The sequence below is a fragment of the Jiella flava genome, from assembly GCF_017349315.1.
In the GTDB taxonomy this organism is placed as follows: Bacteria; Pseudomonadota; Alphaproteobacteria; order Rhizobiales; family Rhizobiaceae; genus Jiella; species Jiella flava.
On the sequence record NZ_JAFMPP010000023.1, the window covers coordinates 1 to 26,431 of the forward strand.

At 65.1% G+C, this 26,431-nt stretch carries 28 protein-coding genes, 1 other RNA gene and 1 pseudogene; 19 read left to right on the top strand and 11 right to left on the bottom strand.

Annotated features, from left to right (window positions below):
* Positions 1–328 (top strand): annotated as a pseudogene (locus tag J1C48_RS18040) (transposase); the annotation flags it as partial.
* Positions 329–434: 106 nt separating this feature from the next.
* On the opposite strand, the gene J1C48_RS18045 reads toward J1C48_RS18040, so the two are convergent.
* Positions 435–839, bottom strand: a complete 405-nt coding sequence (locus tag J1C48_RS18045) for a PilZ domain-containing protein (protein ID WP_207259399.1) — start codon at positions 837–839, stop codon at positions 435–437.
* 59 nt (positions 840–898) lie between these two features.
* Here J1C48_RS18045 and J1C48_RS19135 point away from each other — a divergent pair, with 59 nt between their 5' ends.
* The gene (locus J1C48_RS19135; RefSeq protein WP_255679447.1) at positions 899–1,033 is read left to right on the top strand and encodes a hypothetical protein; all 135 of its coding nucleotides are present in this window, start codon (positions 899–901) and stop codon (positions 1,031–1,033) included.
* 94 nt (positions 1,034–1,127) lie between these two features.
* Here J1C48_RS19135 and ilvC read toward each other — a convergent pair whose 3' ends face one another.
* From ilvC to J1C48_RS18060, 3 genes are all read right to left on the bottom strand, one after another.
* Positions 1,128–2,147, bottom strand: a complete 1,020-nt coding sequence (gene ilvC, locus J1C48_RS18050; RefSeq protein ID WP_231081891.1) for a ketol-acid reductoisomerase — start codon at positions 2,145–2,147, stop codon at positions 1,128–1,130.
* Positions 2,148–2,149: 2 nt separating this feature from the next.
* Positions 2,150–2,848 (bottom strand): TetR/AcrR family transcriptional regulator, encoded by a 699-nt coding sequence (locus J1C48_RS18055; RefSeq protein WP_425523523.1) that lies wholly within the window; start codon positions 2,846–2,848, stop codon positions 2,150–2,152.
* Positions 2,849–2,927: 79 nt separating this feature from the next.
* Positions 2,928–3,554 carry a DNA helicase gene (locus J1C48_RS18060; protein ID WP_231081890.1) on the bottom strand — a complete coding sequence of 209 codons (627 nt, stop codon included), beginning with the start codon at positions 3,552–3,554 and terminating at the stop codon, positions 2,928–2,930.
* 403 nt (positions 3,555–3,957) lie between these two features.
* On the opposite strand from J1C48_RS18060, the gene J1C48_RS18065 reads away from it, so the two are divergent.
* The 3 genes from J1C48_RS18065 (at position 3,958) to J1C48_RS18075 (ending at position 6,637) form a co-directional block, all read left to right on the top strand.
* Positions 3,958–4,638 (top strand): TetR/AcrR family transcriptional regulator, encoded by a 681-nt coding sequence (locus J1C48_RS18065; RefSeq protein ID WP_207259402.1) that lies wholly within the window; start codon positions 3,958–3,960, stop codon positions 4,636–4,638.
* 237 nt (positions 4,639–4,875) lie between these two features.
* Complete coding sequence (locus tag J1C48_RS18070; RefSeq protein ID WP_207259403.1) at positions 4,876–5,901, top strand: NADP-dependent oxidoreductase; 1,026 nt, start codon at positions 4,876–4,878, stop codon at positions 5,899–5,901.
* A gap of 40 nt (positions 5,902–5,941) precedes the next feature.
* The gene (locus J1C48_RS18075; protein WP_207259404.1) at positions 5,942–6,637 is read left to right on the top strand and encodes a type 1 glutamine amidotransferase domain-containing protein; all 696 of its coding nucleotides are present in this window, start codon (positions 5,942–5,944) and stop codon (positions 6,635–6,637) included.
* A 75-nt stretch (positions 6,638–6,712) separates the two neighbouring features.
* Here the strand turns inward: J1C48_RS18075 and J1C48_RS18080 are convergent, their stop codons facing one another.
* Positions 6,713–7,459 (bottom strand): pyridoxine 5'-phosphate synthase, encoded by a 747-nt coding sequence (locus tag J1C48_RS18080; protein ID WP_207259405.1) that lies wholly within the window; start codon positions 7,457–7,459, stop codon positions 6,713–6,715.
* 411 nt (positions 7,460–7,870) lie between these two features.
* Here J1C48_RS18080 and J1C48_RS18085 point away from each other — a divergent pair, with 411 nt between their 5' ends.
* The 3 genes from J1C48_RS18085 (at position 7,871) to J1C48_RS18095 (ending at position 10,849) form a co-directional block, all read left to right on the top strand.
* Positions 7,871–9,715, top strand: coding sequence for a hypothetical protein (locus tag J1C48_RS18085; protein ID WP_207259406.1), 1,845 nt, complete (start codon positions 7,871–7,873; stop codon positions 9,713–9,715).
* 247 nt (positions 9,716–9,962) lie between these two features.
* A non-coding RNA gene (gene ssrS, locus J1C48_RS18090) (6S RNA) lies at positions 9,963–10,119 on the top strand.
* A gap of 157 nt (positions 10,120–10,276) precedes the next feature.
* Positions 10,277–10,849, top strand: a complete 573-nt coding sequence (locus J1C48_RS18095) for a 5-formyltetrahydrofolate cyclo-ligase (protein ID WP_207259407.1) — start codon at positions 10,277–10,279, stop codon at positions 10,847–10,849.
* A 32-nt stretch (positions 10,850–10,881) separates the two neighbouring features.
* On the opposite strand, the gene J1C48_RS18100 is transcribed toward J1C48_RS18095, so the two are convergent.
* Positions 10,882–11,442, bottom strand: coding sequence for a CAP domain-containing protein (locus J1C48_RS18100; protein ID WP_207259408.1), 561 nt, complete (start codon positions 11,440–11,442; stop codon positions 10,882–10,884).
* A gap of 304 nt (positions 11,443–11,746) precedes the next feature.
* Here J1C48_RS18100 and J1C48_RS18105 point away from each other — a divergent pair, with 304 nt between their 5' ends.
* From J1C48_RS18105 to J1C48_RS18120, 4 genes are all read left to right on the top strand, one after another.
* Positions 11,747–12,391 (top strand): glutathione S-transferase N-terminal domain-containing protein, encoded by a 645-nt coding sequence (locus J1C48_RS18105; protein WP_207259409.1) that lies wholly within the window; start codon positions 11,747–11,749, stop codon positions 12,389–12,391.
* Complete coding sequence (locus J1C48_RS18110; RefSeq protein ID WP_207259410.1) at positions 12,388–13,209, top strand: TIGR00282 family metallophosphoesterase; 822 nt, start codon at positions 12,388–12,390, stop codon at positions 13,207–13,209. The genes J1C48_RS18105 and J1C48_RS18110 overlap by 4 nt, the downstream gene beginning before the upstream one ends.
* A gap of 115 nt (positions 13,210–13,324) precedes the next feature.
* Entirely contained in the window at positions 13,325–14,152 is an 828-nt protein-coding gene (locus tag J1C48_RS18115) for a TerC family protein (RefSeq protein ID WP_207259411.1), read from the top strand.
* A gap of 246 nt (positions 14,153–14,398) precedes the next feature.
* Entirely contained in the window at positions 14,399–15,172 is a 774-nt protein-coding gene (locus J1C48_RS18120; RefSeq protein ID WP_207259412.1) for a hypothetical protein, read from the top strand.
* 214 nt (positions 15,173–15,386) lie between these two features.
* On the opposite strand, the gene J1C48_RS18125 is transcribed toward J1C48_RS18120, so the two are convergent.
* Genes J1C48_RS18125 through J1C48_RS18135 form a run of 3 tightly spaced genes read right to left on the bottom strand, consistent with a single transcriptional unit; the run spans position 15,387 to position 18,455 of the window.
* The gene (locus J1C48_RS18125; protein WP_207259413.1) at positions 15,387–16,340 is read right to left on the bottom strand and encodes an ABC transporter permease; all 954 of its coding nucleotides are present in this window, start codon (positions 16,338–16,340) and stop codon (positions 15,387–15,389) included.
* Positions 16,330–17,268, bottom strand: coding sequence for an ABC transporter ATP-binding protein (locus J1C48_RS18130; protein WP_207259414.1), 939 nt, complete (start codon positions 17,266–17,268; stop codon positions 16,330–16,332). Before J1C48_RS18130 ends, J1C48_RS18125 begins: the two co-directional genes overlap by 11 nt.
* Positions 17,268–18,455 (bottom strand): NEW3 domain-containing protein, encoded by a 1,188-nt coding sequence (locus J1C48_RS18135; RefSeq protein WP_207259415.1) that lies wholly within the window; start codon positions 18,453–18,455, stop codon positions 17,268–17,270. Before J1C48_RS18135 ends, J1C48_RS18130 begins: the two co-directional genes overlap by 1 nt.
* Positions 18,456–18,938: 483 nt before the next feature.
* On the opposite strand from J1C48_RS18135, the gene J1C48_RS18140 reads away from it, so the two are divergent.
* Positions 18,939–19,352: a BLUF domain-containing protein gene (locus J1C48_RS18140; protein WP_207259416.1), complete on the top strand. Its 414-nt coding sequence runs from the start codon at positions 18,939–18,941 to the stop codon at positions 19,350–19,352.
* Positions 19,353–19,478: 126 nt separating this feature from the next.
* Here the strand turns inward: J1C48_RS18140 and J1C48_RS18145 are convergent, their stop codons facing one another.
* Positions 19,479–19,967 carry a GFA family protein gene (locus J1C48_RS18145; protein WP_207259417.1) on the bottom strand — a complete coding sequence of 163 codons (489 nt, stop codon included), beginning with the start codon at positions 19,965–19,967 and terminating at the stop codon, positions 19,479–19,481.
* Positions 19,968–20,146: 179 nt separating this feature from the next.
* Between J1C48_RS18145 and J1C48_RS18150 the strand changes: the two genes are divergently transcribed.
* Complete coding sequence (locus J1C48_RS18150; protein WP_207259418.1) at positions 20,147–20,896, top strand: YebC/PmpR family DNA-binding transcriptional regulator; 750 nt, start codon at positions 20,147–20,149, stop codon at positions 20,894–20,896.
* Positions 20,897–21,068: 172 nt separating this feature from the next.
* Here the strand turns inward: J1C48_RS18150 and ilvD are convergent, their stop codons facing one another.
* On the bottom strand, positions 21,069–22,913 hold the full coding sequence (ilvD, locus tag J1C48_RS18155; RefSeq protein ID WP_207259419.1) for a dihydroxy-acid dehydratase: 1,845 nt from the start codon (positions 22,911–22,913) through the stop codon (positions 21,069–21,071).
* A gap of 291 nt (positions 22,914–23,204) precedes the next feature.
* Here ilvD and J1C48_RS18160 point away from each other — a divergent pair, with 291 nt between their 5' ends.
* From J1C48_RS18160 to J1C48_RS18180, 5 genes are all read left to right on the top strand, one after another.
* Positions 23,205–23,576, top strand: a complete 372-nt coding sequence (locus J1C48_RS18160; RefSeq protein ID WP_207259420.1) for a PAAR domain-containing protein — start codon at positions 23,205–23,207, stop codon at positions 23,574–23,576.
* A 65-nt stretch (positions 23,577–23,641) separates the two neighbouring features.
* On the top strand, positions 23,642–24,940 hold the full coding sequence (locus J1C48_RS18165; protein WP_207259421.1) for a hypothetical protein: 1,299 nt from the start codon (positions 23,642–23,644) through the stop codon (positions 24,938–24,940).
* Positions 24,937–25,440, top strand: coding sequence for a hypothetical protein (locus tag J1C48_RS18170; protein WP_207259422.1), 504 nt, complete (start codon positions 24,937–24,939; stop codon positions 25,438–25,440). Before J1C48_RS18165 ends, J1C48_RS18170 begins: the two co-directional genes overlap by 4 nt.
* Entirely contained in the window at positions 25,407–25,799 is a 393-nt protein-coding gene (locus J1C48_RS18175; RefSeq protein WP_207259423.1) for a hypothetical protein, read from the top strand. Before J1C48_RS18170 ends, J1C48_RS18175 begins: the two co-directional genes overlap by 34 nt.
* Before the next feature lie 141 nt (positions 25,800–25,940).
* Complete coding sequence (locus J1C48_RS18180; RefSeq protein WP_207259424.1) at positions 25,941–26,225, top strand: hypothetical protein; 285 nt, start codon at positions 25,941–25,943, stop codon at positions 26,223–26,225.
* Positions 26,226–26,431 lie beyond the last annotated feature (206 nt).

Sequence of the window (26,431 nt, forward strand, 5' to 3'; positions counted from 1 at the left end):
GCGAGGCGTTCGATCTCTACGTGTGCACGCAACTGGCGCCGTGTCTTTCGCCCGGTGACGTGGTGATCATGGACAATCTCAATGTCCACAAGAGCCCCCGGGCGGCCAAGGCGCTCGCCGAACGGGGAGCCTGGCGCCTGCTCTTGCCGAAATACTCGCCCGACCTCAATCCCATCGAAATGGCTTTCTCCAAGCTCAAAACCCTTCTGCGAAAGGCAAAGCCCGGACCACCGACGACCTCTGGCGAGCCCTCGGCGATATCTGCGACCTCTTCGAGCCCGACGAATGCTGGAATTATTTCAAGACCGCAGGATATGTCGCTGATTAATCGCCCGACGCTCTAGCGTCGCGTGTGTCACGACGGCGGCTTGATGGGCCGTTGACCGATCGCGCTGCGGCAGGACGGGCGAAGACCTCGGACCCGATCGGGCCGATCAGCGATACCAGGCGAATCGCATGGTGACGGCCTGTGGCAAGGTCTCGGGGACGATCCGGCGAATGCCCGGCGCGATAGATGGGCCGGCCACGGCCGGGACCGCAGGCTGCGCGGTCTGACTTTTGGCGGCGTCGACAAAACGGATGCCGGCAAACATCGAGCGGCGATAGACCAGCTCAGCGAGCCGGGTGCTCTGCTCTTCGCCGATTCGGATGCGAAATTCCTTCGGCAGGTGAACACTGTCGTCGATGGTCAGCAGCGCGCCGGTCGCCGAGATATTGCGCACGATACAGTCGAAGGTGGAATAACCGTTGTTGAAGATCACCTTGGCGCGCTTCAAAACACGCATGCGCGGCGCGGCGCGGCGTTCGCCACCGTCAAAATCCGCAGATGTCGTGGTCATCGCATGCCTCCGGACCGTTCCATGCAGAGAAAAACATCGCAAGACGAAGTTTCAATTCCATGAATATTGACCAATTGACACAAAAAAACGGCGATCGCGGCCTTGGCGCCACGCCGATCACGCTGACTGAAGCTGCGGCGACACACAAAATGGCGCCGACCGAAAACGCGGCCGACGCTTTTTCAATGGGATGATCGCTTGGACTCCCGCCCGCCCGCGGCGGCAACGCCGCGAGGACGGGCAAACGACAATAAGCCGTCGATCAGGCCGCAGGCGCGGCCGGTCCGATTAGTTCCGCTCTTTGTCGACCAGGGCGTTGGCCTTGATCCACGGCATCATGCCGCGCAGCTTTTCGCCGACTTCCTCGATCTGATGCTTGTCGTTGTTGCGGCGGATGCCCTTGAAGCGGGCGGCGCCGGAGTGCCACTCCTGCATCCATTCCGAGGTGAAGCGGCCAGTCTGGATGTCGGCGAGAACCCGCTTCATCTCGGCCTTGGTCTCGGCGGTGATGATCCGCGGGCCGGAGACATATTCGCCCCACTCGGCGGTGTTGGAGATCGAGTAGTTCATGTTGGCGATGCCGCCTTCATAGATCAGGTCGACGATCAGCTTCACCTCGTGAAGGCACTCGAAATAGGCCATTTCCGGGGCATAGCCGCCCTCGACCAGGGTCTCGAAGCCGGCCCGGATCAATTCGACCAGGCCGCCGCACAGCACCACCTGCTCGCCGAAGAGATCGGTCTCGCACTCTTCCTGGAAGGTCGTCTCGATGATGCCCGAGCGGCCGCCGCCGACGCCCGATGCATATGACAGGCCGAGATCGAGAGCGTTGCCCGATGCGTCCTGATGGACGGCGACGAGGCAGGGGACACCGCCGCCGCGCTGATATTCCGAGCGCACCGTGTGGCCCGGGCCCTTCGGCGCGATCATCAGAACGTCGACGGTCTTCTTCGGCTCGATCAGGCCGAAATGGACGTTGAGGCCGTGGGCAAAGGCGATCGCCGCGCCGTCCTTGATGTTCGGGGCGATCTCATTGGTATAGATGCCGGCCTGCAGCTCGTCCGGGGTGGCCATCATCATCAGGTCGGCCCAGGCGGCCGCCTCGGCGACGCTCATCACCTTGAAGCCGTCGGCCTCGGCCTTCTTGGCGGTCGCCGAGCCGGCGCGCAGCGCGATGGCGATGTCGGGCACACCCGAATCCTTCAGGTTCAGCGCATGGGCGCGCCCTTGCGAGCCATAGCCGATGACGGCGACCTTCTTGCCCTTGATGAGGTTGAGATCGGCGTCGCGATCGTAATAAACGCGCATGGTCATTCCTTCCCTTTGCTTGCGTTGGATGGCCGCTCGGGCCGTTCGTCGACCCCGTAAAGGGCCAGGAAATGCCGCGTGGCGCGCGAGGCGTCGGCGCGGATATCGGAGGGCGCAAGCTGAAGCCTGTCGCCGAGAAGCAGCCGGATCTGCACGTCGCGCACGACCAGGCCGAAAAAGTCGCGGAACGCTTCACCGGCGTCGGCAAAGGCGATCAGCCCGGCCTTGAGGCCGAGCTCCAAGACCGGCGTCAGCCGCCGCCCCATGGCGACGGGGCCGTTTTCGAGGACGATCCGGCCGAGATTACGGCCGCCGCCGGCGCCCGCCGCCTCGCCGACCGCCAGCCGATTCAGCGCCACCGAGGTGTCGCCGGTCAGAACCGTCAGCCAGTCGGCGGCAAAGCGCTCCAGGCTCTCGACGAGGCGCTCGCGATCGAAGGCGCCGCCGGACAAGGGCACGCCGCGCACCCGTGCCGCCTGCCACTGCACCGTCGCGGTCAAAAGCCCGTCGCGATCGCCGAACCATTTATAGAGCGATTCCTTCGAGCAGGACGCCGCCCGCGCCACGCTCGACATGGTCAGCGTCGCCTTCGGATCGACGATCAGGGCGAGCGCCGCATCGAGCACCGCCTGCTGGCGCAGCGTCGGCTCCGCCCCCGCCCCGTCGACCGGCGCGCCGCTGACACCCTCGCCCGCAAAGATCGTCTCGCTCAAAACCATTAGTACCGTACCGTACGTTACGGCGGGTCGTGTAGCGGGGCGGGAAGGAGAATGCAAGGGGTCATGGAAAATCGATCGGACGTGCGCCTTCGATCGCTTGCACTTGAGGCATCCTGTCGAGCCGCATCTCGCCACCATGAAGAAAGCAGGTCCGCGAAAACAGCCGAAGGTCGACGGGATTGGGAAGACGCACATCGGCCAGCGTCGGCATCGCATGGCCGCCTTTTTCGAAGGCCCGGTCGACCTGAGACAACGTCACGATGATCACGTCAGAGCGGTGCGCGAAACGCCGGAGCGCTCTGACCTGAACGTCAAGCTCCGGCTTGCTGCGCTGCTGATCGAGAAGCTGCAGATAATCGATGACGGCAACGGCCCTCGGCCCGGCTTTCGACAAGCGATCCATGACATAGTTGGCCGAAATCGCCTCGGATGTATCGAGTCCGAACCGGCTCGGGATCTTCGAAGGTTCGATTGCGAGCGCCCGCATGCGGTTCAAAAGGCCACTTTCGGTCTCCTCCAAAGTGAAGAACCAAGCGTCACGCCCGGACCGCGCGGCAGCGATGGCGAGTTCGAGGCCCACAAGGGTCTTGCCATGGCCGGGGCGGCCGGCGAGAAGCAGCAAATCACCCGGCGACAATGCCGCGAAAACCCGCTCGCCGCGTCGCTGCGTGGCGACGTTCTGCGCCAAAAAGCTCCAGCTTTGATAGCCTTGGCTTCGCGCCCCATACGGTCTTGGGCCACGGAGAGCGGAATTTTGGCCTCACGAGCCAGAAGCCTCGCCTGACGCTTCAAGCGGTAAATCGGCATCGAAAGTTTCATCGAAGACCTCCTGATTCGAGCTTTTGCGCAATCCCTCCTCATGCACGCTCGAACAAAGGTGGTTCGATAGTCATCCGCCCTGCATGAAGAATGCTTTCCCGATCGGAGGGGGGAGGCCTGGGGTCGGCCCGTTTGGCGAGGATAGCGGCATCGCCCGGTCGCAGCAAGCGTCCGATCACCACCAATCCGTCGCTCCACGTTTTCAACGAGCAGAACAAACGCGCCTCGCCCGCCTCTAGACGACCGGTCTAATCGTCCCCATATGCCGGCTTATGAACACGACGACGACCATTTTGGGCCGCGAGGGCGGCGGTGAGACACGGCGGCATATTTTGGAGGCGGCGCGACCGATCGTCGGCGGGCGCGGGTTTTCGGCCGTCGGTCTGAACGAGATCCTCCTCGCCGCCGGCGTGCCGAAGGGCTCGTTCTATCACTATTTCGCCTCCAAGGAGGCATTCGGCGTGGCGCTGATCGAGACCTATTTCGAACGGTATTTTGCCGCCCTCGACGCGCTGCTTGCGCGGCGCGACGTGAGCGGGGCCGAGCGGCTGATGATCTATTGGCGGCGCTGGCTCGAGCTGCAATGCGCCGAGGATCCGGAGGGCTGGTGCCTGGCGGTCAAACTCGGCGCCGAGGTGTCGGATCTCTCCGAAGCGATGCGCGGCGCGCTGGAGCGAGGCACCCATCAGGTGGTCGACCGGCTCGCCGCGGCGATCGAAGCCGGCATCGCGGATGGCTCGATCGGACGGTCGGGCGGTGTCGGCACGGCGGGCCGTGGCGGCGCCCCGGACCAGCCGCCCCGCGAAACCGCGGCGGCGCTCTATCAGATGTGGCTCGGCGCCAGCCTGCTCGCCAAAATCTCGCGCAGCCGCGCGCCGTTGGAGACGGCGCTTGCCGAGACCGCCCGGCGCCTGGCGGTCAGCCCTAAGAGGCCGGTGCCGATCGAGGTCTGAGGCAATGCCCACCCACCGCAGCAGGGCCTTAGGCAACAGGTCTTGAGCACCTGAACCTCTGCGCATTGGGGCCCTCGGCGCCACGGACATTACGCCCCCGGGGCACCGACTGCCTCGGGCGCCTCAAGCGCCGAAGGCCAACCACCCTGACCTGACCCTCGGGGCACCGAAGCAACGAACCACAATGCCGATCAAGACGACCGGTCTAATCACAACGATTTCAAGAAGGACGATCCCATGCGCTCCACCGACAACCGCCGCATCGTGCTCGCCTCGCGCCCGAAAGGCGCGCCGACGCCGGAGAATTTTCGCTTCGAGACGGTCGCAACGCCGGCGCTCGGCGAGGGCGAGGTTCTGGTCCGCAACCAGTTCCTGTCGCTCGATCCCTACATGCGTGGTCGCATGAGCGACGCCAAATCCTATGCCCAGCCGATCGCAATCGACGCGGTGATGGGCGCCGGCACCGTCGGCCGGGTCGTCGCCTCGAAGGATAAAAATTTTGCCGAGGGCGACGCCGTTCTCGCCTTTGGCGGCTGGCAGGACTACGCCGTCGTCGAGGCCAAGGATCTCGCCAAGCTGCCCGCCGGGCTCGATCACCCCTCCTACGCCCTGTCGATCCTCGGCATGCCGGGCTTCACCGCCTGGCATGGTCTGCTCAAAATCGGCGAGCCGAAGCCGAATGAGACGGTGGTGGTCGCCGCCGCCAGCGGGCCGGTCGGCTCGATCGTCGGCCAGATCGCCAAGCTGAAGGGCGCGCGGGTGATCGGCATTGCCGGCGGCCCCGACAAATGCCGCACCGTGGTCGAGGATTTCGGCTTCGACGCCTGTCTCGACCGCAAGGCGGCCGACTTCGCCGAGCAGCTGAAAAAGGCCGTGCCGGATGGCATCGACGTCTATTTCGAAAATGTCGGCGGCCAGGTCTTCGACGCGGTGCTGCCGCTCTTGAACGTTCACGCCCGGGTGCCGGTCTGCGGGCTGATCGCCAGCTACAACGCGACATCGCTGCCGGACGGCCCGGACCGGCTGCCGCTCCTCGCCGGCACGCTCTTGCGCCAGCGCATCCGCATGCAGGGCTTCATCATTTCCGACCATTACGGCGACGAATTCGCCGATTTCCAGCGCGACATGAGCAGCTGGGTCGCGGCCGGCAAGGTGAAGATCATCGAGGATGTGGTCGAGGGCCTGAAAAACGCCCCGGACGCCTTCATCGGCCTTCTTGAAGGCCAGAATTTCGGCAAGCTGGTGGTCAAGATCGCCGACTGACGGCCATCGCTGCCACCCCCACGCACGAAAGGACAATCCCATGAAGATCCTCATGGTTCTCACATCCCACGATCAGCTTGGTGACACCGGCCAAAAGACCGGCTTCTGGCTGGAGGAATTCGCCGCGCCCTATTACGTCTTCAAGGACGCCGGCGCCGAGATCACCCTAGCCTCGCCACAGGGCGGCGAGCCGCCGCTCGACCCGAAAAGCGGCGCGCCCGACGCCCAGACCGACGCCACCCGTCGCTTCGATCACGATCCCGAAGCCCAGGCCGCGCTGAAGACGACGCGGATGCTGGCCAATGTCGTCGAGGAAGACTTCGACGCGGTGTTCTATCCGGGCGGCCACGGCCCGCTGTGGGATCTCGCCGACGACGCCGACTCGATCGCGATCATCGAGGCGACGCTCGCCGCGGACAAGCCGCTCGGCCTCGTCTGCCACGCGCCGGGCGCGTTGAAGAACGCCAAGGCGAAGACCGGCGAGCCACTGGTCGCCGGCCGCTCCGTTACCGGCTTTACCAACAGCGAGGAAGCCGGCGTCGGCCTCACCGCCATCGTGCCGTTCCTGGTCGAGGACATGCTGAAGGAGAACGGCGGCGCCTATTCCAAGGGCCCCGACTGGGGCTCCTACGTCACCCGCGACGGGCTGCTGGTCACCGGCCAGAATCCGGCCTCGTCGGAGGCGGCCGCCGAGGCGCTGCTGGAGCTGCTGGAGCTGCTGAAAGCCCGCGGCTGAGGGCCGAGCCCGTCTCACCGCCCAGCAAGAAACGCCCGTGGCTTCGGCTGCGGGCCCGTTGCGTGGCGTGATGGCTCAGACGGACTGGCCACAGGCACGGCGAAACCGGCGCACGGTTTCCACCATGCCGTATTCGAGGGCGTCGGCGGTCAGGCCATGGCCGATCGAGACCTCCGCCAGTTGCGGAATGCGGACGATCAGCGGCGGCAGATTGGCGACGGTCAGATCGTGGCCGGCATTAACACCGATGCCAAGCTCGAGCGCCGCGTCGGCGGTCGCGCCGAGCCGCTCGATTTCCGCTCCGGCGGCGCCCGGATCGTCATAGGTGCCGCCATAGGGGCCGGTATAAAGCTCAACCCGGTCGCAGCCCGTGGCCGCCGCCGCCCGCATCGCCGCCGGATCGGCATCGGCAAACAGTGACACCCGCGCACCCTGCTCTTTCAGCCGTTCGACGATCGGCCGCAGGAAGCCGCCCTGCCGCTCGAAATCCCAGCCGTGATCGGAGGTCGGCTGTGACGGATCGTCGGGCACCAGCGTCACCTGTTCCGGCTTGGCGGCCGCGACCAGTGCCAGAAATTCCGTCGAGGGATAGCCCTCGATGTTGAACTCGGCCGTCGGAAACTCGGCATCGATCAGCGCGCGGATCGCCGGCAGATCGGAAAAGCGGATGTGGCGCTCGTCCGGGCGCGGGTGCACCGTCAGCCCATGGGCCCCAGCGGCAAGCGCAATTCGCCCAAGACCGGTGACGCTCGGCCAGGGCAGATCGCGGCGATTGCGTAGCATGGCGACCGCGTTGAGATTGACCGAAAGCTCCGCCGTCATTGCCTGTCCCCTCCCTCACAGCATCAATCAGCGCGCGCGCCGCATGCGTCCTATCGGACGCAGAAAGGTCGCTCTCACCCTTTGAATCGACGCATCGTGCCTTGCCGAAAATCGATTCTGATTTTCGGGCCGATGCTGTAGAGCATGATGCAGCCAGTTTCGCACCTGTCATCCCGCGTTTCGGCGGCAAAGACAAGACGTCGCCGCCGAAGCGATACGACCTTACGGAAAGTGGAGATTGCCAGCACCGGGCGCGCCAAGGTTGAGCGCGCAATCCGACCACGATCCGCCACGATTGCGGCGCCGAAAGGGCCTCTGAAAAAAACTTCCTTTGAACGGTCCGAAGGTTGACATCGGCTCCCGCCCCCCTTCCTCTCATGGCCTGCAGATCACTTTCCGGGAGGAATACGCATGGGCGGTTCGACATTCATTCCGATCGTCGTGGCAGCGCTTGTCGGCCTATTTTTCGGCTGGCTGCTCGGTCCCAATGTCAGCGACGTCAAAAAGGACGTCGACAAGCAGATTGCATCTTTGAAGCAACCGGTCGACAGCTTGAAGACCGACGTGCAGTCGGTCTCCGACAGCGTCAAAACCACGCTCGACGCGAGCAACAAGAGCGTTACTGACGCGCTGAACGGGCTGAAGTCCGACATCGACAATCTCGGCAAGACGGTCGAGACCAAGACCGACGCGATCGCCAAGGCGGCCCAGCCGAAGGCCGATCAGGGCCTCGCCGATCTGAAGTCTGAAATCGCCAAGTTGCAGGATAGCGTTGCGGCCCTTGGCTCAAATGGCGGCGCGGCGGCCTCCAGCTCCGGCGGCGGCGATGTCGCGGCGCTGGTCAAGTCGGTCGGTGCGACCGGCGCGATCCTTGTTCCCGGCCAGTCGGCGATCTTCGGTTCAAGCACAGTCTCGGTGTCCGGCGTCGCCGAGGGTTCGGCCAAGATCGCCGCCGGCAACGGTGAGGCCAAGGACGTGAAGGCCGGCGAAAGCGTCGACGTCGGCGAAGGATGCCAGGTGACCCTCGCCGGCGTTGCCTCCGGCGCCGTCTTTCTGTCGTCGAAGGACTGCGAGGGTGAAGCGGCGAAAGACGCGTCGGCCAAGGGCGCGGCCACGTCCGAAGGTGGACAGGAGCCGGCGGCCGAGAGCGGCAGCGCCAAGGCGGCTGAGCCTGCCAGCGAACAGGCATCCTCGACGAGCAGCGGCACGGCCACGTCGGGCGGCAAGAATGGCCCGGTGTCGGTCGGCGGCGTGGCGACCTTCGGCAAGACCCGAGTCTTTGTTTCTGGTATCGACGAGTCCGGCGCCATGCTGATGATCGTCGGCGGCAAGCGCGAACAGGTCGCGACCGGCTCCAGCATCGACGCCGGCAATGGGTGCAGCATCACCCTCGACAGCACCGAAAACAACACCGCAACGCTTTCGGCCAAGGGATGCGAGGGCGCGGGCGAAGCCGCCAAGAGCGGCGAAGCCAGCAAGGCCAAGGCGTCCGGCGGCGCCGCCACTGCAGCCAAGCCGGAACAATCTGCCACGACATCGGCGGCGAAGGGCGCCAGCGAAAGCCAGGCCGCCAGCGCCTCCTCGGGTGAAGGCGCGCCAGGCAGCATCCCGACTGGCAACGGCAGCTATGCCCCCGGCCAGACCGCGATCTTCGGCAAGCACCGGGTGTTCGTGTCGAGCATCGACGAGGGCGGCGCCACGCTCTTTCCGGTTGGCGGCAACGCTCGTCAGGACATCAAAAGCGGCTCCAGCCTCGATCTCGGCGACGGCTGCAGCGTCAGCGTCGGCGCCATCAAGAACGACAAGGTCGCACTGACGGCCAAGGGTTGCGACGGCGGCAACGACCAGGCGGCGACCCCCAACGACACGGCCAAGGCCGCCGCGGCGTCCGCGGCCGAATCGTCGGCATCGTCGGCATCGTCGGCATCGTCGAGCAAGGCGATGGAAAAGCCGGCGGCAGATGACAGCAGCGCCAAGACAAGCGACGACGCAACGGCGGCCAAGGCCTCCGATACGGCATCCAGCAGCGACTCCAGCGGCTCGGGAAGCGGCCTGACCGCCGGCCAGACCAAGAGCTTCGGCAAGCATAAGGTCTTCGTCTCCGCCGTCACCGATCAGGGCGCGACGCTCTATGTCGTCGGCAGCGGCCGCAAGGAGGTCAAGAGCGGCGAGTCGATCGACGCCGGCGACGGCTGCTCGGTCAAGCTCGACAAGATCGACGGCAACAGCGCAATGCTCTCGGCCTCCGGCTGCTGAGTCTGGAGCCGTCCCAACCGTCCTTCCGAACGGGCGCGATCCAGACGGGTCGCACCCGTTTTGCGTTGGAGCGCCGTGTCGCCGACACGACGCACGAAGGCATTAAATCGACGCATCCTGCTTGCCGAAAATCGACTCCGATTTGCGGGGTGGATGCGATCGCGCGGCAAAACGGCTCGGCTGAGCAAACGCAATTTCTTGACCCCTCCCTTTCGCCGCGAGGCGCGCCGGCCTATATCTCTCGTCAGGCGGGCTGCGCGGTGCGACAGGAGTGACTTATCCCCGGGGCCTTAGTCATTCCGAAGGGAGCTGTCCCTGCCTCGGCTCGTGGGCTGGGGCACACGGCGCCCACCTACTGTGTAGGTTCCCGGGATTGACTTCTCCATCGGCCGGGTGGCTCGCCCATCAAAATCAGCGGCATCGCGCCGTCAGAGCGCCCTGTGTCCGATCGGACGCAGACAGGATGCTCTCAATCTGAATCTACGCATCTTGCTTTCCGAAAAGCGATTCCGATTTTCAGGCAGATGCTGTAGCGCTTCGACAACCCCTCGACGGTGGATCATGAGCGCGGATATGTCCCGGACCAAGAGCAAGATCCGTGGCGAAGCTCTGGCCCGCCGCGACGCCATGGACGTAGACGAGCGGATCGAAGCCTCGCTCGCCGCCGCCGATCATCTCCTCGCCCATCTGACCATCGCGCCGGCCGTCGTCTCGGGCTTCCTGCCGATTCGCTCCGAGATCGATATCCGACCGTTGATGATGGGCTTTGCCGACCGGCGCGCGCGGCTCTGCGTCCCGGCGATCGTCGGGAGCGACCTCCAATTTCGCGAGTTGGTCCGCGGCGCGCCCCTCGAGCCGCAAGGCTTTGGCACCTCTGCGCCGGGCGCAGACAGCGCCGTCCTCGATCCGGAACTGATGCTGATCCCGCTGGCCGCCTTCGACGCTACCGGCGGGCGCATTGGCTATGGTCGGGGCTATTACGACCGCGCCATCACCGATTTACGCACGCGCGGCCACCAGCCGCTGCTCGTCGGCGTCGCCTTCGCGTGCCAAAAGGTCGACCACGTGCCGCACGAGCCCCATGACGTGCCGCTTGATCTCATCGTCACCGAGGCCGGCCTGAACATCCCTTAACGACGGCCCGAAGCAGAGACACGGATCCGCCCTCAATCGCCGGGCCGCGGCTTGTCGCGGCCGAAGATCCCGATGCTCGGGCGACTGACCGCGCCGAGAATCAGCGCCCAGTAAGGTTCGCCATCCGGACCGACGGCCGCTGCGAAGCCAGCCTCGCGCACCAACGGGTTCAGCAGATTCTTGCGGTGTCCGGACGAATTCTTCCAGCCCTCGATCACCGCCGGCGTCGAGCGATAGTTCCAGCCGATGTTCTCTGCGGCCGCCTTGGCGTCGTAGCCGAAATAGCCGATGCGGCCCGGCAGCGAGCCGTCGACGTCGTGGGAGAGCTTGCCGCGCGCGGCCATTGCCCGCGCCTGGCGTTCGGCCGCCTTTTCCAGCACCGCGTTGTAATGCAGCGCCGGCATTCCATAGGCGGCGCGAAAGGCGTTGATCGAACTCAACGCCACCTGTCGGTCGACGGGAATGAGATGGGTGCTCGCGACATTGACCGAGCCCGGCGTCACGGCACAGCCGGCCAAGCCGAGAAACAGCGCCAGCGCAACCGCGAGCTTTGGCTGGCGCACTGCCTGCCGGGACCGTTCGAGCCTGATCATTCTACCCCCTCTCCTTCGGGACCAGCCGAAATCATCGGCGATCGTCGCTGCGGCCGCCTGATACGCTTCGGCACCCCGCCTCAAAGTCGGCCAGGTCCTCGCCGATCACCAAGGTCTCAGCGGTGATGCAGCCGGACCAAGGATTTTTCATGGTCACGGCTTATACCCGACCGGAGCGTTTGCCCAGAAGACCGGCGGGCTCCACCGACCATCGCATCGCGACGACCCGGTTTTGCGCTTTGTCCACGGCCCGTTTAAAGGGGAGCCAGCGCCGCCATGCGGCAGATCGAAGCGAGGACGGTCGATGATCGATTTTTATACCTGGAAGACGCCGAACGGCGAAAAGCCGATGATCATGCTGGAGGAATGCGGCCTCGAATACCGCCTCCACATGATCGACATTTCAGCAGGTGAGCAGAAGACGCCGGACTACCTCGCCATCAATCCGAATGGCAAGATCCCGGCGATCGTCGATCATGACGGCGACGAGCCGGTCACCGTCTTCGAATCCGGCGCGATCCTCCTGCATCTGGCCGACAAGACCGGCCGGTTCCTGCCGGCAAAAGGGGCGGCCCGTGGCCAGGCCCTGTCCTGGACCTTCTTCCAGAGCGGTGGCACTGGCCCGATGATCGGCCAGTGGTTTCACTTCAGCACGGGCGCGCCGGACAAGCTCCCCTACGCGATCGAGCGCTTCCGCAACGAAGCGTTCCGCCTGCTCGGCGTGCTCGATCAGCGCCTTTCCGGCCGCGATTTTCTCGCCGGCGACTATTCGATCGCCGACATCATGAATGTCGGCTGGATTCGCGCCGGCCTGCCGAAGCTCAAGGAGGCGGGCGCCGGCGAGCTTCCGGCCCTCACCGCCTGGCTTGAACGGGTCGACGCCCGTCCGGCAGTCGCCCGCGCGCTGGAAAAGCTCGAACGCGCCAAGCAAGACAAAGCCGCGCAATGAGATTCCTGTTTCTTGGCGACATGGTCGGCCGCTCCGGCCGCAACGCCGTTTTTTCAGCCCTACCCGGGCTCGTCTGCGACTATCGGCTGGATTTCGTCGTGGTGAACGGCGAGAATTCGGCTGGCGGCTTCGGCATCACCGAAGACATCTTTCACGAGACGCTGCGTGCCGGCGCCGACGTGGTGACCACCGGCAACCATGTCTGGGATCAGCGTGAGGCGTTGGAGTTTGCCGCCCGCGAAGAGCGCTTCCTGCGGCCGCTGAACTATCCCAAGGGCGCGCCCGGCAATGGCAGCGGGCTGTTCGAGGCGAAGAACGGCGCGCGCGTGCTGGTCGCTAACATCATGGGCCGGGTGTTCATGGCGCCGGATCTCGACGACCCCTTCGCCTGCGCCGACTATCTCGTCTCCGCCTGCCCGCTCGGCGAACAGGCCGACGCCGTCATCATCGACTTTCACGCCGAAGCGACCAGCGAGAAGCAGTCGATGGGGCATTTCCTCGACGGCCGCGCCAGCGTCATCGTCGGCACCCACACCCATGTGCCGACGGCCGACCACCAGATTCTCACCGGCGGCACCGCCTACCAGTCCGACGCCGGCATGTGCGGTGACTACGATTCCTCCCTCGGCATGGAGAAGGAAGAGCCAATCAACCGCTTCGTCACCAAGGTGCCGCGCGGCCGCTTCGAGGCCGCCCAGGGGCCGGCGACGATCTGCGGCCTGGCCGTCGAGATCTCCGATCGCACCGGCCTCGCCGAAAAGGTCTCGGCGCTCCGCATCGGCCCGCGCCTTCAGGAGCAGCGGCCCGACTTCTGGTAAAGGCAGCGGACTCTGGCCTTTCCGACGCAGCGCCACATTTGCCCGGGGGACATGGCGGCTCAGAGCCGCTGCGCCCGGATCCTCCGGTCGACCACCTCGTGCCCCTGGAGCCCCGATGGCCGACATGTTCGCTTTTCTTGCCGACCCCGCCGCTTATGTGGCGCTGATCACCCTGGTGGTGATGGAAATCGTGCTCGGCATCGACAACCTCGTCTTCATCTCGATCCTGTCGAACAAGCTGCCGGAAAACCGCCGCGCCACCGCCCGGCGGATCGGCATCGGCCTCGCTCTGATCCTGCGACTCGGCCTATTGTCGACCGTGGCCTTCATCGTCCAGCTGACTGCATCGATCTTCGAGCTGTTCGGCCACGGCTTTTCCTGGCGTGACCTGATCCTGATCGCCGGCGGCCTGTTCCTGGTCTGGAAGGCGACGAAGGAGATCCATCATTCGGTCGACCCGGAGGACCACAAGGACACCATCGTGTCGCGCGCAGCGACAGTGACGATGGGCGCGGTGATCCTGCAGATCCTGCTGCTGGATCTGGTCTTTTCGATCGACTCGATCATCACCGCCGTCGGCATGACCAACGAGGTCGGCATCATGGTGGTCGCCGTCGTCGTCGCGGTGGTGCTGATGCTGGTCGCATCGGGACCGCTGTCGCGCTTCATCGAGGCGAACCCGACCGTCGTCATGCTCGCCCTCGGCTTCCTGTTGATGATCGGTATGACGCTGATCGCCGACGGTCTCGGCTTCCATGTGCCGAAAGGCTACATCTACGCGGCCATGGCCTTCTCGGCGCTGGTCGAGGGCCTCAACATCCTCGCCAAGCGCAAGCGCCGCCTCGACGCCGAGCGGGCGAGGACAGCCGCCGCCGACACTGTCTCGGAAGCGCCGGCAACGGTCCCCGCCCAACCCCACGGCGCTCCGCCGACGATCAGCTGACGGGCGGGTTGCAGCAGCCGGCCGCTGAGCGAATGCCCGATGATCGCCGACATCGCCTCAAGCGAAGCGATCGCCGCAACGCCGGATAGCGCCAAGGTGAACGGAGCAAGCGACCCGGCGACCAGTTCGATCGACACGCGGGATACCCTTCCGAAAACTCGTCCAGGCCCAGGATCAGGAGCCTCACGGCCGCACCAGAATCAGCGTTGATTTAATTTATGGCGGACATAATTTCAGCCAATAAACATGTATCGCCTGTCCGGCTGGAGGAAAGGGCCGCTGCGCCGTCCATCCAGATCTCTGCAAATGTCGAGGGGCAAGTGGAAACTTGTCATCGAAATTCACGAGAAACGAAGTGCCAGCGGTCGCGACCGGTCGATTCTTACGATCGTCTCGCGAGATTTGTCAGGGTTGGTGAGCAAGATGGATTTCATGAGGGAGCGCACGTCGAGCCGCTGGACGGCCTTGTGCCCCAATCTGTCTCGACTTCGGTCACAATGGATCCCGCGCACCTTGCTGCGCGATGCGGTCTTCGTTTTCGCCGTGTTTCTCGCGAGCCTTGGAATCGGGCATATGCGGCAGCAGGGCGTCTTCGACAACGCTGCGGCCCGATTGGTGCATTCGCCAATTCGGACCAGCGGCCATCTCAGCAGAAATTTCACCACAACCACGCCGTTCCGCAACAACATTCTCACCACCTGCGACGAGGGTGAGCACGACACCTGCCTCGTCAATGGCGATACCGGTTGGGAAGGTAACATCGAGTGGCAGTTGATCGACACCGCCGCCCCGTCGAAATCCGCTCCCGGATGTCGGCATGAAAGCCTGATGGCCGAGCGGGCGATCCACCGCCTGCTGGGTCTGATGGAGAACGGCTATACGATGAGCGGCACAGATTACGACCGGTCGGGCCGCAGGCTCGTGCATATCATCCTGCCCGATGGCCGTGACGCGGGTCAAATCCTGAAACACGAAAAGCTGGCCAGGCGCCGACCGCCACAAGGCAGTCCCTGGTGCTGACCCATCGGCCCGAAAATCGGAAGCGATTTTCGGCAAAGCACGACGCGTCGTTTCCACCAGCGGGTGCGATTCTCGGGTGTCCTGTCGGACGTATGTCGGGCGCACTTGGACCCATGGATAGCGAGGGTGCGCGGCAGACTCCCATCCGCCGCGCGCCCTCGCCCGACGACCTGACTTCCCCGCCGCCAGCCTCGGGGCAGCGGCAAAGTCAGGGTCATGCGCGGATCTCTTGTCGCTGAAAGGCGACATAGGCGATGGTGTAAACGACCACCATCGCCGCGATCAGGCCCGCCAATTGCGGCCAGATCAGCAGCGCGCTCGCCTCGAACGGCAGCGGCGCGCCCATCAACGCGCCCTGGAGCTGGTTCAAGAAGATCAGCCCCAGCGACCGGGTGGAGGGATCGAGCAGCGCCGTCGTCGCCTCGCCGTAGAGCGTGTTTGGCGAAATTCGGGCGAGCGCCTGTTGCCATTCGGCCTGGTGCACCACTGTGATCGGGTTGAACGGATCGACCGGCGCGATCGCCCCGGCAACCAGCGGCGCCAGCATGCCCCAGAAGATGGTGAACAACAGCCACAGCGTCAGCGCCGCCAGCGCCGAGGTCGAGGGCGACCGAAACAGCGTTGAGAACAGCATCGAGACCGCCAGCCAGACACCCGCATAGGCGAGCGAGGCGGCGAGGAAGGCGATGCCGCGCAGGATCTCCTCACTGGTCGGCGGCAGGCCGAGGGTCAGGATGCCGAGCCCCGTCACCAGCAACCACAAGGTGACGAGGCAGATACCGATCACCAGCAACCCGCCGAGGAATTTGCCGGCGAGCAGCGCATCGCGATAGATCGGCTGCGACAGGATCCGGCTCATGGTGCGCCGGCTGTACTCGCCGTTCACCGCGTCGAAACCGAGAGCGATGCCGATCAGCGGTAAGAGAAAGCCGAGAAACGCGACGAAAGAGGGCAAGGGCTGACGGGCGGTGGTGAAGAGATGCAGGAACAGAAACGCGTCCTGCCCCACCGTCGATTTGATCTGGCCGATCGCCGCATAGATCGAGCCGATCGCAGTGAGGATCACCAGCAGCATCACCAGATGCATGCGAGCGCTGGTCATGTGATCGGCCGCTTCCTTCATCGCGACCGCCGAAAGCCCGGTAAAGGGCGAACCTTCACGCCGCATGGGCCACCTGTTCAAAATAGTTGACATAGACTTCGTCAAGGCTGGAGCGATCCATCGATAGGCGCTTCAGATCGCCGCCCGAAGCAACGACGCGCCGGGCGACGTCGCCGCGCACGTCGCGGGTCGCGTCGATGCGCACCAGCCCGGAGCCGGCGACCGTCGCCCGGGTCACCCCATCGAGCCCGTCGAGCGCCGCGACGATATCGCAGCCATCGGCCTCGATCTCGACGACAAAAGCGCCGCCCAGCACCTTTGCCGCGAGATCGCTGACCCGCCCGACGAGCCCGACCTTGCCGCGATGAAACAACGCAACACGGGTGCAGACGGTCTGGACCATGCCAAGAAGATGGGAGGACAGGACGATGGTCATGCCCTCGCGCGACAATTTGCCGATGAGATCGAGCAGCTCCTGGGTCGATTGCGGATCAAGCCCCGAGGTCGGCTCGTCAAGAATCGCCACCTCACAGGCCTTGACCAGAAGATCGGCGATGCCGAGCCGCTGGCGCATGCCGCGCGAGAATGTCGCGACCCGTCGCTCGGCGACGTCCGCCAGGCGCACCCGCTGCAGCGCGTCGTCGATCCTCATCGCCGCCTCGGCACGCGCAATCCCGCCGAGGCGGGCGGTGTAGGAGAGGTTCTCGCGCGCCGTCATCGTGTCGTAAAAGCCGACGGCGTCCGGCAGATAGCCGACCCGCCGCTTGACCGCCAGCGGATCGCGTAGCGGGTCGAAGCCGAGAACCCGCACCGTGCCGGCGGTCGGCTCGGTCAGGCCGAGCAGCAACAAGATGGTGGTGGTCTTGCCGGCCCCGTTGGGACCGAGCAGACCGAACACTTCACCGCGCTCGATCGTCAGATCCAGGCCCTCGACCGCGATCGCACGGTCGTAGCGCTTGGTGAGGCCGTTCGCCTCGATGACCGCCTCGCCCATCACCGGCGTCCATAGCGGTTGACCGAGAAGCCGAGCACGACGACGGCCGCGGCGATGATCGCCAGCCCGCCGGCGCCCCACAGCGTCGAGGTGGTCACGGTCACGCGGAACTGTTCGCTGTCGGAGGTGCCCTGACCGTTGGCGTCGAGCGAGACCATGTAGTCGCCGGCGATCGCCTTGTCGCTGGGCGTCAGATGCAGCACCACCTGCTTCTCGTCATCCGGCGACAGCCCGTCCAGGGTCTTCGGCTCGAAGCTCGCCTTCCAGCCCGACGGCGTATTGGCCGACAGGGTGACCGCGGCTGCCGGCGCGGTGCCGGTGTTGCCGACGGTGAAATTGAAGGTCTGCTCCTTGCCGGCTTCGGCGCTGCCGGACAGTCGGCCGCCCGGCCCGGACAGCGTCACGTTCGGCTGGCCGGTGATGTCCATCGCCAACCGGGCCTGGCCATGCACGTCGCCGTTGGAGGCCGCGACCGTTACCGGATAAAGGCCCGCCTTCACATCCTTCGGCGGCTTGACCGAGAGTTTGACGGTTTTCGTCTCCCCGGCCTTGATCGGCATGGAGGTCAGCTCCTGACTGCCATATTCTTCCTTGAAGGTGGCGACGAAACCCGGCGGCGTCTGAGCGAGGAGATTGTAGGTCGCCTCATTCGGGCTGTCGTTGGAGATCGACAGCGAATAATCGAAGCTCGAGCGCGGGGTGCCGCGCAGCGCCGGCAATTTCGGCTCGATCTTGACCTTGTCCGGCGCCGCGGCGGCGAGCGTGATCGACACCGGCAGTGTCAGCGCAGCGCCGCCCGCTGGATGGGCGTTGATGGTGAAATCATAGGTGCCGGGCTTGGCGCCTTTCGGCTCGGTCAGCTTCAGCTCGAGTCGCTGCTTGGCATCGGTATCGACCATTGCGGCACCGATCGGCTTGCCGTCGCCGGTGACCTCGCCGCTCCAGCCCTTCGGCAAACCGTCGAGACTGATCGTCACCCGCTGCGGCGGCTCGCCGGCATTGGTCAGCGTCAGCGGCAGGGTCGGCTTTTCGCCGATCCGTTCGGTGACCGCCGGAAAATCCGTGGTCAGCCACAGCCCGGTCGGCTTGGTCGAGTTGGTCTGATCTTGGGCAAGGACAGGTGAGGCACACAGCACCAGCCCCCCAGCGAAGAGGATCGCTGAAGGCAGTGAAGGAACGCGGATCATGGATCGCTCCCAGCAAGGATGGTGATGGCAACGCAAAGGGCGGACGCGACAAGGGCCCGCTCGCATCGCTTCGGACATACCGATTGATTGTCAGGAACCATGACCAAAATCCGGCAGATTGCGGCACCAAGCCATTAAACTTTGTTCATCCCGTGCCGCTTCTGCGGCGCGGGCGTGGCCAAATCGCTCACACTATTGCGACCGGACCATCAAAGCACCGTCCGCCGTCGGGATCGCAAAACGCAATGCGCTTTCCCACGCCGGCATGGACGGCCGCACCAAACTGACCCAAATTGCAGACGAAATGCCGTCAGCCGGCTTGGCAGGCATGCCATTCCTGCCGACAGGTATGCCGGCATCAGCCGCGATGCATGCGCAAACGCGTGGCCGGTTTTACAGCCGGCGCGACGGCATCTTTATGACGCAGCGCGTTTGTCCTCGCGCCGGTCGCCGCCCCGTGCGTCAACAGAAGGTCGTGCCGCCATGACGCTCTATCGACTGGCCTATGTCTCCAAGCCCGCCCCGACGCTTGCTCCGTCCGACGTCGCGGCGATCGCGGCCGCTGCGCGCCGACGCAACCCCGCGCTGGATGTCACCGGCCTCCTGATTCACGAATTCAGCCGCTTCATCCAGCTTCTCGAAGGGCCGATCGACGCTTTGGAGACGCTGATGACGGCGATCATCGCCGATCCGCGCCATCACGACATCCGCATCTTCCTGCAGCAAAGCGCCGAGACCCGCAGCCTGTCGCGCTGGATCTTATGGACCGATTTCGACCGCATGGCGCTGACGGCGGAGGAGATGGAGGTGCATGAGGAGATCGTCCGCGGCGCGCTTGCAAGCCTCGCCGAACTCGACGCCGAGCGTTGTCAAGCGGCTCCCCCCGCCGCCATCTGACGGCCCGGCCGGGGGCGGGCATAACCGGCCACACACCCAGCCCCTCTCGTCCGGCAGGGCGTCGCGCCGTCGCAACGATCCGGATCGGGCCGCAAGGCGCGTCCGCGCCGCGCCGCCCGCACCCCGTCAAGGATCGAGGCCGAGCATCGCCCGCCAGCGCGCCGTCATCGCCGCTGCGCCGTCATCCGGTCCCTCAAGGTAGCGCAGCTCGTCGTCGGGGATCGTCACGAAGGCTTGTTTCGAGCGGGTCCAGACGTGGCCGGCCGGCATCAGCCAGGACGCATCGTCCAGCGTGCCGGCCTTGATGTTCAGCCGCCCCGGATCGCCCTCGGAACGGTGCTGGATGCGCACCCCGCAATCGGGGCAGAAGTCGCCGAGCCGCACCGTGCCGCTTTCGGCGATGCGCCGCGTGGTGCGCATCATTCCGCTCACCGTCACCGTTGCCGGATCACAGCGCAAGCTTTCCCCGAAGGCGCTGGAGGTCTGGGTCTGGCACGCGCTGCAATGGCACAAATAGAACAGGATCGGCATCGCGTGGATCGCATAGCGCACCTGCCCGCACTGGCAGCCCCCGTTCAGCGGCAGCGGCGGCAGGTTGGTTTGGGCAAACGGCATCAATCTCTTCCCGGTGTTTTATCGCCCCTATCTTCACCCCAGAAGCCGGCAGTAGCCAACCGCCTTCGTCCCTCGCCATGGCCGCGGCCGGGTTGCACGAAGCTTTCTGGACCTTTGCGTGAAGATTTTTTATAGGAGCCCCACCTCTTTTCATCCGGAATTTCGAGAGCAGGTGCCGCATGGCCGGTCATTCACAGTTTAAGAACATCATGCACCGCAAGGGCCGGCAGGACGCGGTCCGGTCGAAGCTTTTCTCCAAGCTTGCCCGCGAGATCACGGTCGCAGCGAAGGCGGGCATACCCGATCCCGACATGAACCCGCGCCTGCGCCTGGCGATCAACAACGCCAAGGCCCAGTCGATGCCGAAGGACAATATCGAGCGGGCGATCAAGAAGGCGGCGGGCGGCGACGGCGAGAATTACGACGAAGTCCGCTATGAAGGCTACGGTCCTGGCGGCGTCGCCGTCATCGTCGAGGCTTTGACCGATAACCGCAACCGCACCGCCTCCAATGTGCGCTCCTATTTCACCAAGTCCGGCGGCTCGCTTGGCGAAACCGGCTCGGTCGCCTTCATGTTCGACAAGGTCGGCGAGATCGTCTATCCGGCGACGGCCGGCGATGCCGAAAAGGTGATGGAAGCGGCGATCGAAGCCGGCGCCGAAGACGTCGTCTCCGACGAGAACGGCCACACCATCATCACCGCCTTCGAGGATCTGAACGAGGTCTCGACCGCTCTGGAAGCTTCGCTCGGCGAGGCCGAGAGCGTTAAGGCGATCTGGAAGCCGCAGACCGGCACCCCGGTCGACGAGGAAAAGGCCCAGAGCATCCTGCGGCTGATCGGCAATCTCGACGACGACGACGACGTCCAGAACGTCTACGCCAATTTCGAGGTCGACGACGCGGTCATGGCCAAGCTTTCGGCCGCCTGAGACCTCCCCGCCCTGCCCTTCGAGGCTACGGGGTCCTGGCGATTGCCGCGCTCTAGCCGCTCCGATCGGCGAGGATGACGATCTGCGGCGGCCGGAAGATCCGGTTCATGGCCGATTCATGACCGCGCCCGCACCTCTAGGTCGGCCGCATGCGTCGCTCGTCATCACCCCCTCAGCGCAGCCGGCGCACGGCGCCATAGGCGGCGCTTGTCGTCATTGCCGCATAGGCTTTGAGCGCCGTCGAGACCTGGCGGTGGCGGGGCTCGCTCGGGTGCCAGGCGACCTCGCCCTTGGCCTCCATGGCGGTGCGGCGGGCGGCGATTTCGGCGTCGTCGACGGCAAGGTGAATGCGCCGGTTGGGGATGTCGATCTCGATCCGGTCGCCCTCTTCGACCAGCGCGATCAGCCCGCCCTCGGCCGCTTCCGGCGAGACGTGGCCGATCGACAGGCCGGACGAGCCGCCGGAAAACCGTCCGTCGGTGATCAGCGCACAGGCCTTGCCGAGGCCCTTCGACTTCAAATAGCTGGTGGGATAGAGCATCTCCTGCATGCCCGGGCCGCCGCGCGGGCCCTCGTAGCGGATCAGCACGATGTCGCCGGGGACGATCTCGTTGCTCAAGATGCTTTTGACCGCCGCGTCCTGACTTTCGAAAATCCGCGCCGGGCCGGCAAAAGTAAGGATCGAATCGTCGACGCCCGCCGTCTTCACGATACAGCCGTCCTCGGCAAGATTGCCGTAAAGGACGGCGAGGCCGCCATCCTTGGAAAACGCGTGCGCGGAATCGCGGATCACGCCCTTTTCGCGGTCGAGATCGACGGCGCCGAAGCGGCGCTCCTGGCTGAAGGCGACCTGCGTCGGCACGCCCCCCGGCGCAGCGGTGAAGAAGGCGTGCACCCTGCGGCTGTCGGTGCGCCTGACGTCCCAGCGCTCCAGCGCCGCGCCCATCGAGACGGTGTGGACGGTCGGTGTGTCGGTGTTGATGAGGCCCGCGCGGTCGAGCTCGCCCAAAATGCCAAAGATGCCGCCGGCGTGGTGGACGTCCTCCATATGGACGTTGGCGACGGCGGGCGCGACCTTGCACAGCACCGGGACGCGGCGCGACAGCCGGTCGATATCGGCCATGGTGAAGTTGACCTCGCCCTCGGCGGCGGCGGCCAGAAGATGCAGGACGGTGTTGGTCGAGCCGCCCATGGCGATGTCGAGGGTCATGGCGTTTTCGAAGGCGGCAAGGGTCGCGATCGCGCGCGGCAGGACGCTCACGTCGTCCTCCTCGTACCAGCGCTTGGCGAGATCGACGATCAGATGCCCGGCCTCGATGAACAGCCGCTTGCGATCGGCGTGGGTGGCGAGCGTCGAGCCGTTGCCGGGCAGCGCCAAGCCGAGAGCCTCGGTCAGACAGTTCATCGAATTGGCGGTGAACATGCCCGAGCAGGACCCGCAGGTCGGGCAGGCCGAGCGCTCGATGACGGCGACCTCTTCGTCGGAAATTCGGTCGTCGGCGGCCGCCACCATGGCATCGACGAGATCGAGCTTCTTCTCGCTCTGATCCGGCCAAACCACCTTGCCGGCCTCCATCGGCCCGCCGGAGACGAACACCACCGGAATGTTGAGGCGCAACGACGCCATCAGCATGCCGGGGGTGATCTTGTCGCAATTGGAAATGCACACCATCGCATCGGCGCAATGCGCATTGACCATATATTCGACGCTGTCGGCGATGATCTCGCGCGACGGCAGCGAATAGAGCATGCCGTCATGGCCCATGGCGATGCCGTCGTCGACGGCGATGGTGTTGAACTCCTTGGCGACGCCCCCCGCCGCCTCGATCTCGCGGGCGACCAGCTGGCCGAGATCCTTCAGATGCACATGGCCGGGCACGAACTGGGTGAAGGAATTGACGACGGCGATGATCGGCTTGCCGAAATCGCCATCCTTCATCCCCGTCGCCCGCCACAGGCCGCGGGCACCGGCCATGTTGCGGCCATGGGTCGTCGTTCGAGAGCGATAGGCAGGCACGGCAAGACTCCCCGTCCGGCCGCCGGACACGCGCCGGCGGCGATGATGGCTGGCCGTCGCGCAATCGTTTCAAGGACATCCCCGACTCGCACGGCCTGTTCGTGCCGGCTGAATTAGCAAGGCTGCGGGCGCGACGCAAAGGCAGGCCGCTTTTTGGGCCGATCGTCCCGCGCGGCGCAGGACTTGCCGCCCGCGCCAGCGCCCATAAATTCATCTTCACTGACATTCATCTTAACGTCTTTCCGGATGAGACGGTGCGGCCAGAGGGCCCAACCAAGGAGGCGATACGCGATGCCTGCAGCCCACCGCCGCGGCGATCTCGGATCTGGCCATGGCTGCCATTTTCCGCCCTCGCCCGCCACCGGCGGCAGCGAAAATGTCTTCGTGAACGGCCGCCCCTTGATGCGGGTCGGCGATTCCTACGCGCCGCACGCCTGCGTCGCCGGCCATGCCGGGCCGCACGGCCGGGCGCTGGCGGAAGGCTCCCGCTCGGTCTTCGTCAACGGCCGCAAGGCCGGGCGGCTCGGCGACGCCATCGATTGCGGCGGCACGGCCGCCAGCGCCTCGAGCAACGTCTTCATCGGCGATGCCGGCCCAACCGGCGGACGCGCCGTCTGCCAGAAGGCGATGGCCCGATCGTCGACGCCCTTCGTCAAGGGCTAGGTCGAGCGGTAGGGTCAGGGACAGCGATGGCGGCAGGCGCGATGTCAGACGAGGAAACCGCGGCGATGGGGGACCCCCGCGCATCATCCTTCGACGCGCCGCATGACGATCGCGCGGCCGCAAGCGCCGACCGCGACTTCGCCGACGCCTTCGCCCGGATGATCGGCGAAGCCCGGCGGATGATCGAAGATCCCGCCGTCCGCTTGCGGCTGGTGATCGACGGCGCCGGATTTGCCGATGCGGCGGCGCTGATCGAGGAGGCCGGCCTTTTCTTCCGCCCGCTTTATCGTGGCACCGACCGCGCGCTGATCGCCGCCGGCCCCTATCTCGTCGATCCTTACCGTGATCGGCTCACTCCCCTCACCGCCGACACGGCGGCGGCGGACGAAGCGCCAAGCACGGCGACAGACGCGGCGACCGCCGGCGCCGCCGATGAAGCCGATCTCTCCGACGCGGCGCTCCAAGCCCAAGCGGCGGCGCTCGCCGCGTGCATGAAACAGGCGCTCGAAGCCGGCGATCCGACCGGCGGCGGCGCCTTGCCGGACAACGCCCCCGAACCGGAGGCGCCAAGCGACGCTGAAGGCGCCGCCGCCTTTTTTGCAGACGCTTCAGCCCGGCTCGACCGCCTGGCCGCCGAAATCGGCCCGACCCCCTATCTGGTGATCTGGCAGGGCGGCCCCGAACTCACCGACGCCGCCCTTTTCCGCCATCTTCGCACCCTCAACAAAGTCCGCATCCCGTCCGATGCGACCGATGTGGGCAGCGGCGATGCCGCGACCGGCGGCGGCGAAGCCGTGCTGTTCCGCCATGGCGACGGCAATGTCCTCGCCCAGGTCGTCCCCGCCCTCACCCCGGCTCATTTGTCCCGCCTGTTCGGCCCGGCAACCGCCCTTTTCTTCGCCGCCCCAAACTATCCGAGCCACAGCGGCCGCCCGCTCCACCGCGCCCGCCGCCGCGCCGACCTGCCGCCCGCCCCGCCGGGCATGCTGACCCTGACAGGCGCCGAAATCGACGCGATCGAGGCGCGGCGGGTGCGAGCCATCAAGCGGCGAATTTTTGCGTATCTTCGAGAAGTGGCGCCTGATCAGATCAACGGTCGCGAGCCGGCTGCGGTAGAGAAGGACGTCAGCTGCTGGACCGACGAAGCGATACGTTACGGCGTCACCAGCGAGGCCAGCCTTTGCCGCTGGAACTACCTCCAGCTCATCAGCGCGGGGCGCGTCGGACAACGGCCCAAGGTGCAAGCGTTCATGGCTTCACCCGCAAGAGCCGCCGCGCCAAACGAGCGCGTCGAGCAGCTGATGGCTGCCGCGATCGCCGATCTCGAGGCGCGCGAGGCCGCACCGGCGGACAGCGCACCATGAGCGATCTGGACGGCTTCCAGCCTTATGGCTGGCATGACGACGCGGTTGGGAACAGGCAAGTTCCCATCTATCAAGTCAACCCGATGCTCAACCCCAAGGATTTCGGCCTCGGCAGCGCCATCGGGCTCTATATTCTGAGCATGGCCGCCAAAAAGGCCGAGGAAAAGGCCAAAGCGCAAGGCCAAGCCAATTCGAACGCCAGCACGACACAGTGCGTCGGCGATTGCGGACAGGATTCTGAATGCACCCAGCGCAAGCGCGATGTCGCACGCGCCCTCGCCAATGTCCAAAAACGATATCATGAAATGGAAGTCGACCCGTTCGGTATGAAACAAGGCGCAGCCCCGACAGGAAAGGGCGATTGGGCGGGGCACGTTAAAGCTTATCGGGAAGCGCAAAACCGGCTTCGCAAAGCACTGAAGAAGCTCACGAGCAGCCGCTGCACACCCAATCCCGAATCTGAAGAATGGGTGAGAAAATCACCACCGGAGTCAAAATGAAAATAACAGATGAACAACACAAAGAAATCATTTCCAAGCTCCGCACGCATGGAGAAGGACTTTGGCTGCAGATTTCATCTCAAATCCATTACGACGGAGGTGAGGTGCATTTCTGGTTTCTAATTTCAAAGCCTGATAATATCAAAAAAATCATATCTATATTTTTAGATGCATCAATGATTTACATAAGAGAATCAAATGAAACGGAATGGTGGTGTTCTTTTATCGAAAAAGCCGATGGAAACGAAATTTGGTGGGCGACACTGGACGATGACGAAATCCGGAATTGGTCAGAAGACTGGGAGATCGATGCCGACCCAATGATGACGCCGATCCAGAGCCCTGACGTTTTCGATTGACATGGAAATCTCGGCCCATTTTTCTTGCTTGTTCGGTCTCGCCACCGCCCTTTTCTTCGCCGCCCCGACTATCCGAGCCACAGCGGCCGCCCGCTCCACCGCGCCCGCGGCCGCGCCGACCTGCCACCCGCCTCGCCGGGCATGCTGACCCTGACAGGCGCCGAAATCGACGCGATCGAGGCGCGGCGGCTGCGAGCCATCGAGCGGCCGATCATCGAGTCTCTCCGGGTGGTGGTGCGAGATCAGGGCACCGATCGCGAAAGGGTCGAGGTCCGGCAGAACGTTGGCCGCTCGGCCGACGAAGCGGTGCGCGACAGAAGCGGTCCGAACATCGGAAAGGATTTCGGCAGACCCGATGCGGAGGCGCAATCAGAGTATGCGCTTTTTGAGCGTCCTATCGGACGCACGGTGCGCGGACGTGTTTGATGACAGGCCGAGTGGTGCGAGCGCCCGACAAGAGTGGCAGGACGCAGGATAGGCCAAGTCGGAAACGACGGACCGGACAAACGCCGAAGGGCCGCCCTTGCGGACGGCCCTTCAGTTTGGGGTCTCTCTGCGGCCGGGTCGGGCCCGGCTCTGCCCTTAGCGGAACAGCGACAGCAGCGACTGGCTCGAAGAGTTGGCGATCGACA

What these genes read in the sequence shown, in the direction of transcription:
- J1C48_RS18045 (WP_207259399.1), bottom strand. Translation starts at nt 839, where the DNA reads ATGACCACGACATCTGCGGATTTTGACGGTGGCGAACGCCGCGCCGCG.
- J1C48_RS19135 (WP_255679447.1), top strand. Translation starts at nt 899, where the DNA reads ATGAATATTGACCAATTGACACAAAAAAACGGCGATCGCGGCCTTGGC.
- ilvC (WP_231081891.1), bottom strand. Translation starts at nt 2,147, where the DNA reads ATGCGCGTTTATTACGATCGCGACGCCGATCTCAACCTCATCAAGGGC.
- J1C48_RS18065 (WP_207259402.1), top strand. Translation starts at nt 3,958, where the DNA reads ATGAACACGACGACGACCATTTTGGGCCGCGAGGGCGGCGGTGAGACA.
- J1C48_RS18070 (WP_207259403.1), top strand. Translation starts at nt 4,876, where the DNA reads ATGCGCTCCACCGACAACCGCCGCATCGTGCTCGCCTCGCGCCCGAAA.
- J1C48_RS18075 (WP_207259404.1), top strand. Translation starts at nt 5,942, where the DNA reads ATGAAGATCCTCATGGTTCTCACATCCCACGATCAGCTTGGTGACACC.
- J1C48_RS18080 (WP_207259405.1), bottom strand. Translation starts at nt 7,459, where the DNA reads ATGACGGCGGAGCTTTCGGTCAATCTCAACGCGGTCGCCATGCTACGC.
- J1C48_RS18085 (WP_207259406.1), top strand. Translation starts at nt 7,871, where the DNA reads ATGGGCGGTTCGACATTCATTCCGATCGTCGTGGCAGCGCTTGTCGGC.
- J1C48_RS18095 (WP_207259407.1), top strand. Translation starts at nt 10,277, where the DNA reads ATGAGCGCGGATATGTCCCGGACCAAGAGCAAGATCCGTGGCGAAGCT.
- J1C48_RS18100 (WP_207259408.1), bottom strand. Translation starts at nt 11,442, where the DNA reads ATGATCAGGCTCGAACGGTCCCGGCAGGCAGTGCGCCAGCCAAAGCTC.
- J1C48_RS18105 (WP_207259409.1), top strand. Translation starts at nt 11,747, where the DNA reads ATGATCGATTTTTATACCTGGAAGACGCCGAACGGCGAAAAGCCGATG.
- J1C48_RS18110 (WP_207259410.1), top strand. Translation starts at nt 12,388, where the DNA reads ATGAGATTCCTGTTTCTTGGCGACATGGTCGGCCGCTCCGGCCGCAAC.
- J1C48_RS18115 (WP_207259411.1), top strand. Translation starts at nt 13,325, where the DNA reads ATGGCCGACATGTTCGCTTTTCTTGCCGACCCCGCCGCTTATGTGGCG.
- J1C48_RS18120 (WP_207259412.1), top strand. Translation starts at nt 14,399, where the DNA reads ATGTATCGCCTGTCCGGCTGGAGGAAAGGGCCGCTGCGCCGTCCATCC.
- J1C48_RS18125 (WP_207259413.1), bottom strand. Translation starts at nt 16,340, where the DNA reads ATGCGGCGTGAAGGTTCGCCCTTTACCGGGCTTTCGGCGGTCGCGATG.
- J1C48_RS18130 (WP_207259414.1), bottom strand. Translation starts at nt 17,268, where the DNA reads ATGGGCGAGGCGGTCATCGAGGCGAACGGCCTCACCAAGCGCTACGAC.
- J1C48_RS18135 (WP_207259415.1), bottom strand. Translation starts at nt 18,455, where the DNA reads ATGATCCGCGTTCCTTCACTGCCTTCAGCGATCCTCTTCGCTGGGGGG.
- J1C48_RS18140 (WP_207259416.1), top strand. Translation starts at nt 18,939, where the DNA reads ATGACGCTCTATCGACTGGCCTATGTCTCCAAGCCCGCCCCGACGCTT.
- J1C48_RS18145 (WP_207259417.1), bottom strand. Translation starts at nt 19,967, where the DNA reads ATGCCGTTTGCCCAAACCAACCTGCCGCCGCTGCCGCTGAACGGGGGC.
- J1C48_RS18150 (WP_207259418.1), top strand. Translation starts at nt 20,147, where the DNA reads ATGGCCGGTCATTCACAGTTTAAGAACATCATGCACCGCAAGGGCCGG.
- J1C48_RS18160 (WP_207259420.1), top strand. Translation starts at nt 23,205, where the DNA reads ATGCCTGCAGCCCACCGCCGCGGCGATCTCGGATCTGGCCATGGCTGC.
- J1C48_RS18165 (WP_207259421.1), top strand. Translation starts at nt 23,642, where the DNA reads ATGGGGGACCCCCGCGCATCATCCTTCGACGCGCCGCATGACGATCGC.
- J1C48_RS18170 (WP_207259422.1), top strand. Translation starts at nt 24,937, where the DNA reads ATGAGCGATCTGGACGGCTTCCAGCCTTATGGCTGGCATGACGACGCG.
- J1C48_RS18175 (WP_207259423.1), top strand. Translation starts at nt 25,407, where the DNA reads ATGGGTGAGAAAATCACCACCGGAGTCAAAATGAAAATAACAGATGAA.
- J1C48_RS18180 (WP_207259424.1), top strand. Translation starts at nt 25,941, where the DNA reads ATGCTGACCCTGACAGGCGCCGAAATCGACGCGATCGAGGCGCGGCGG.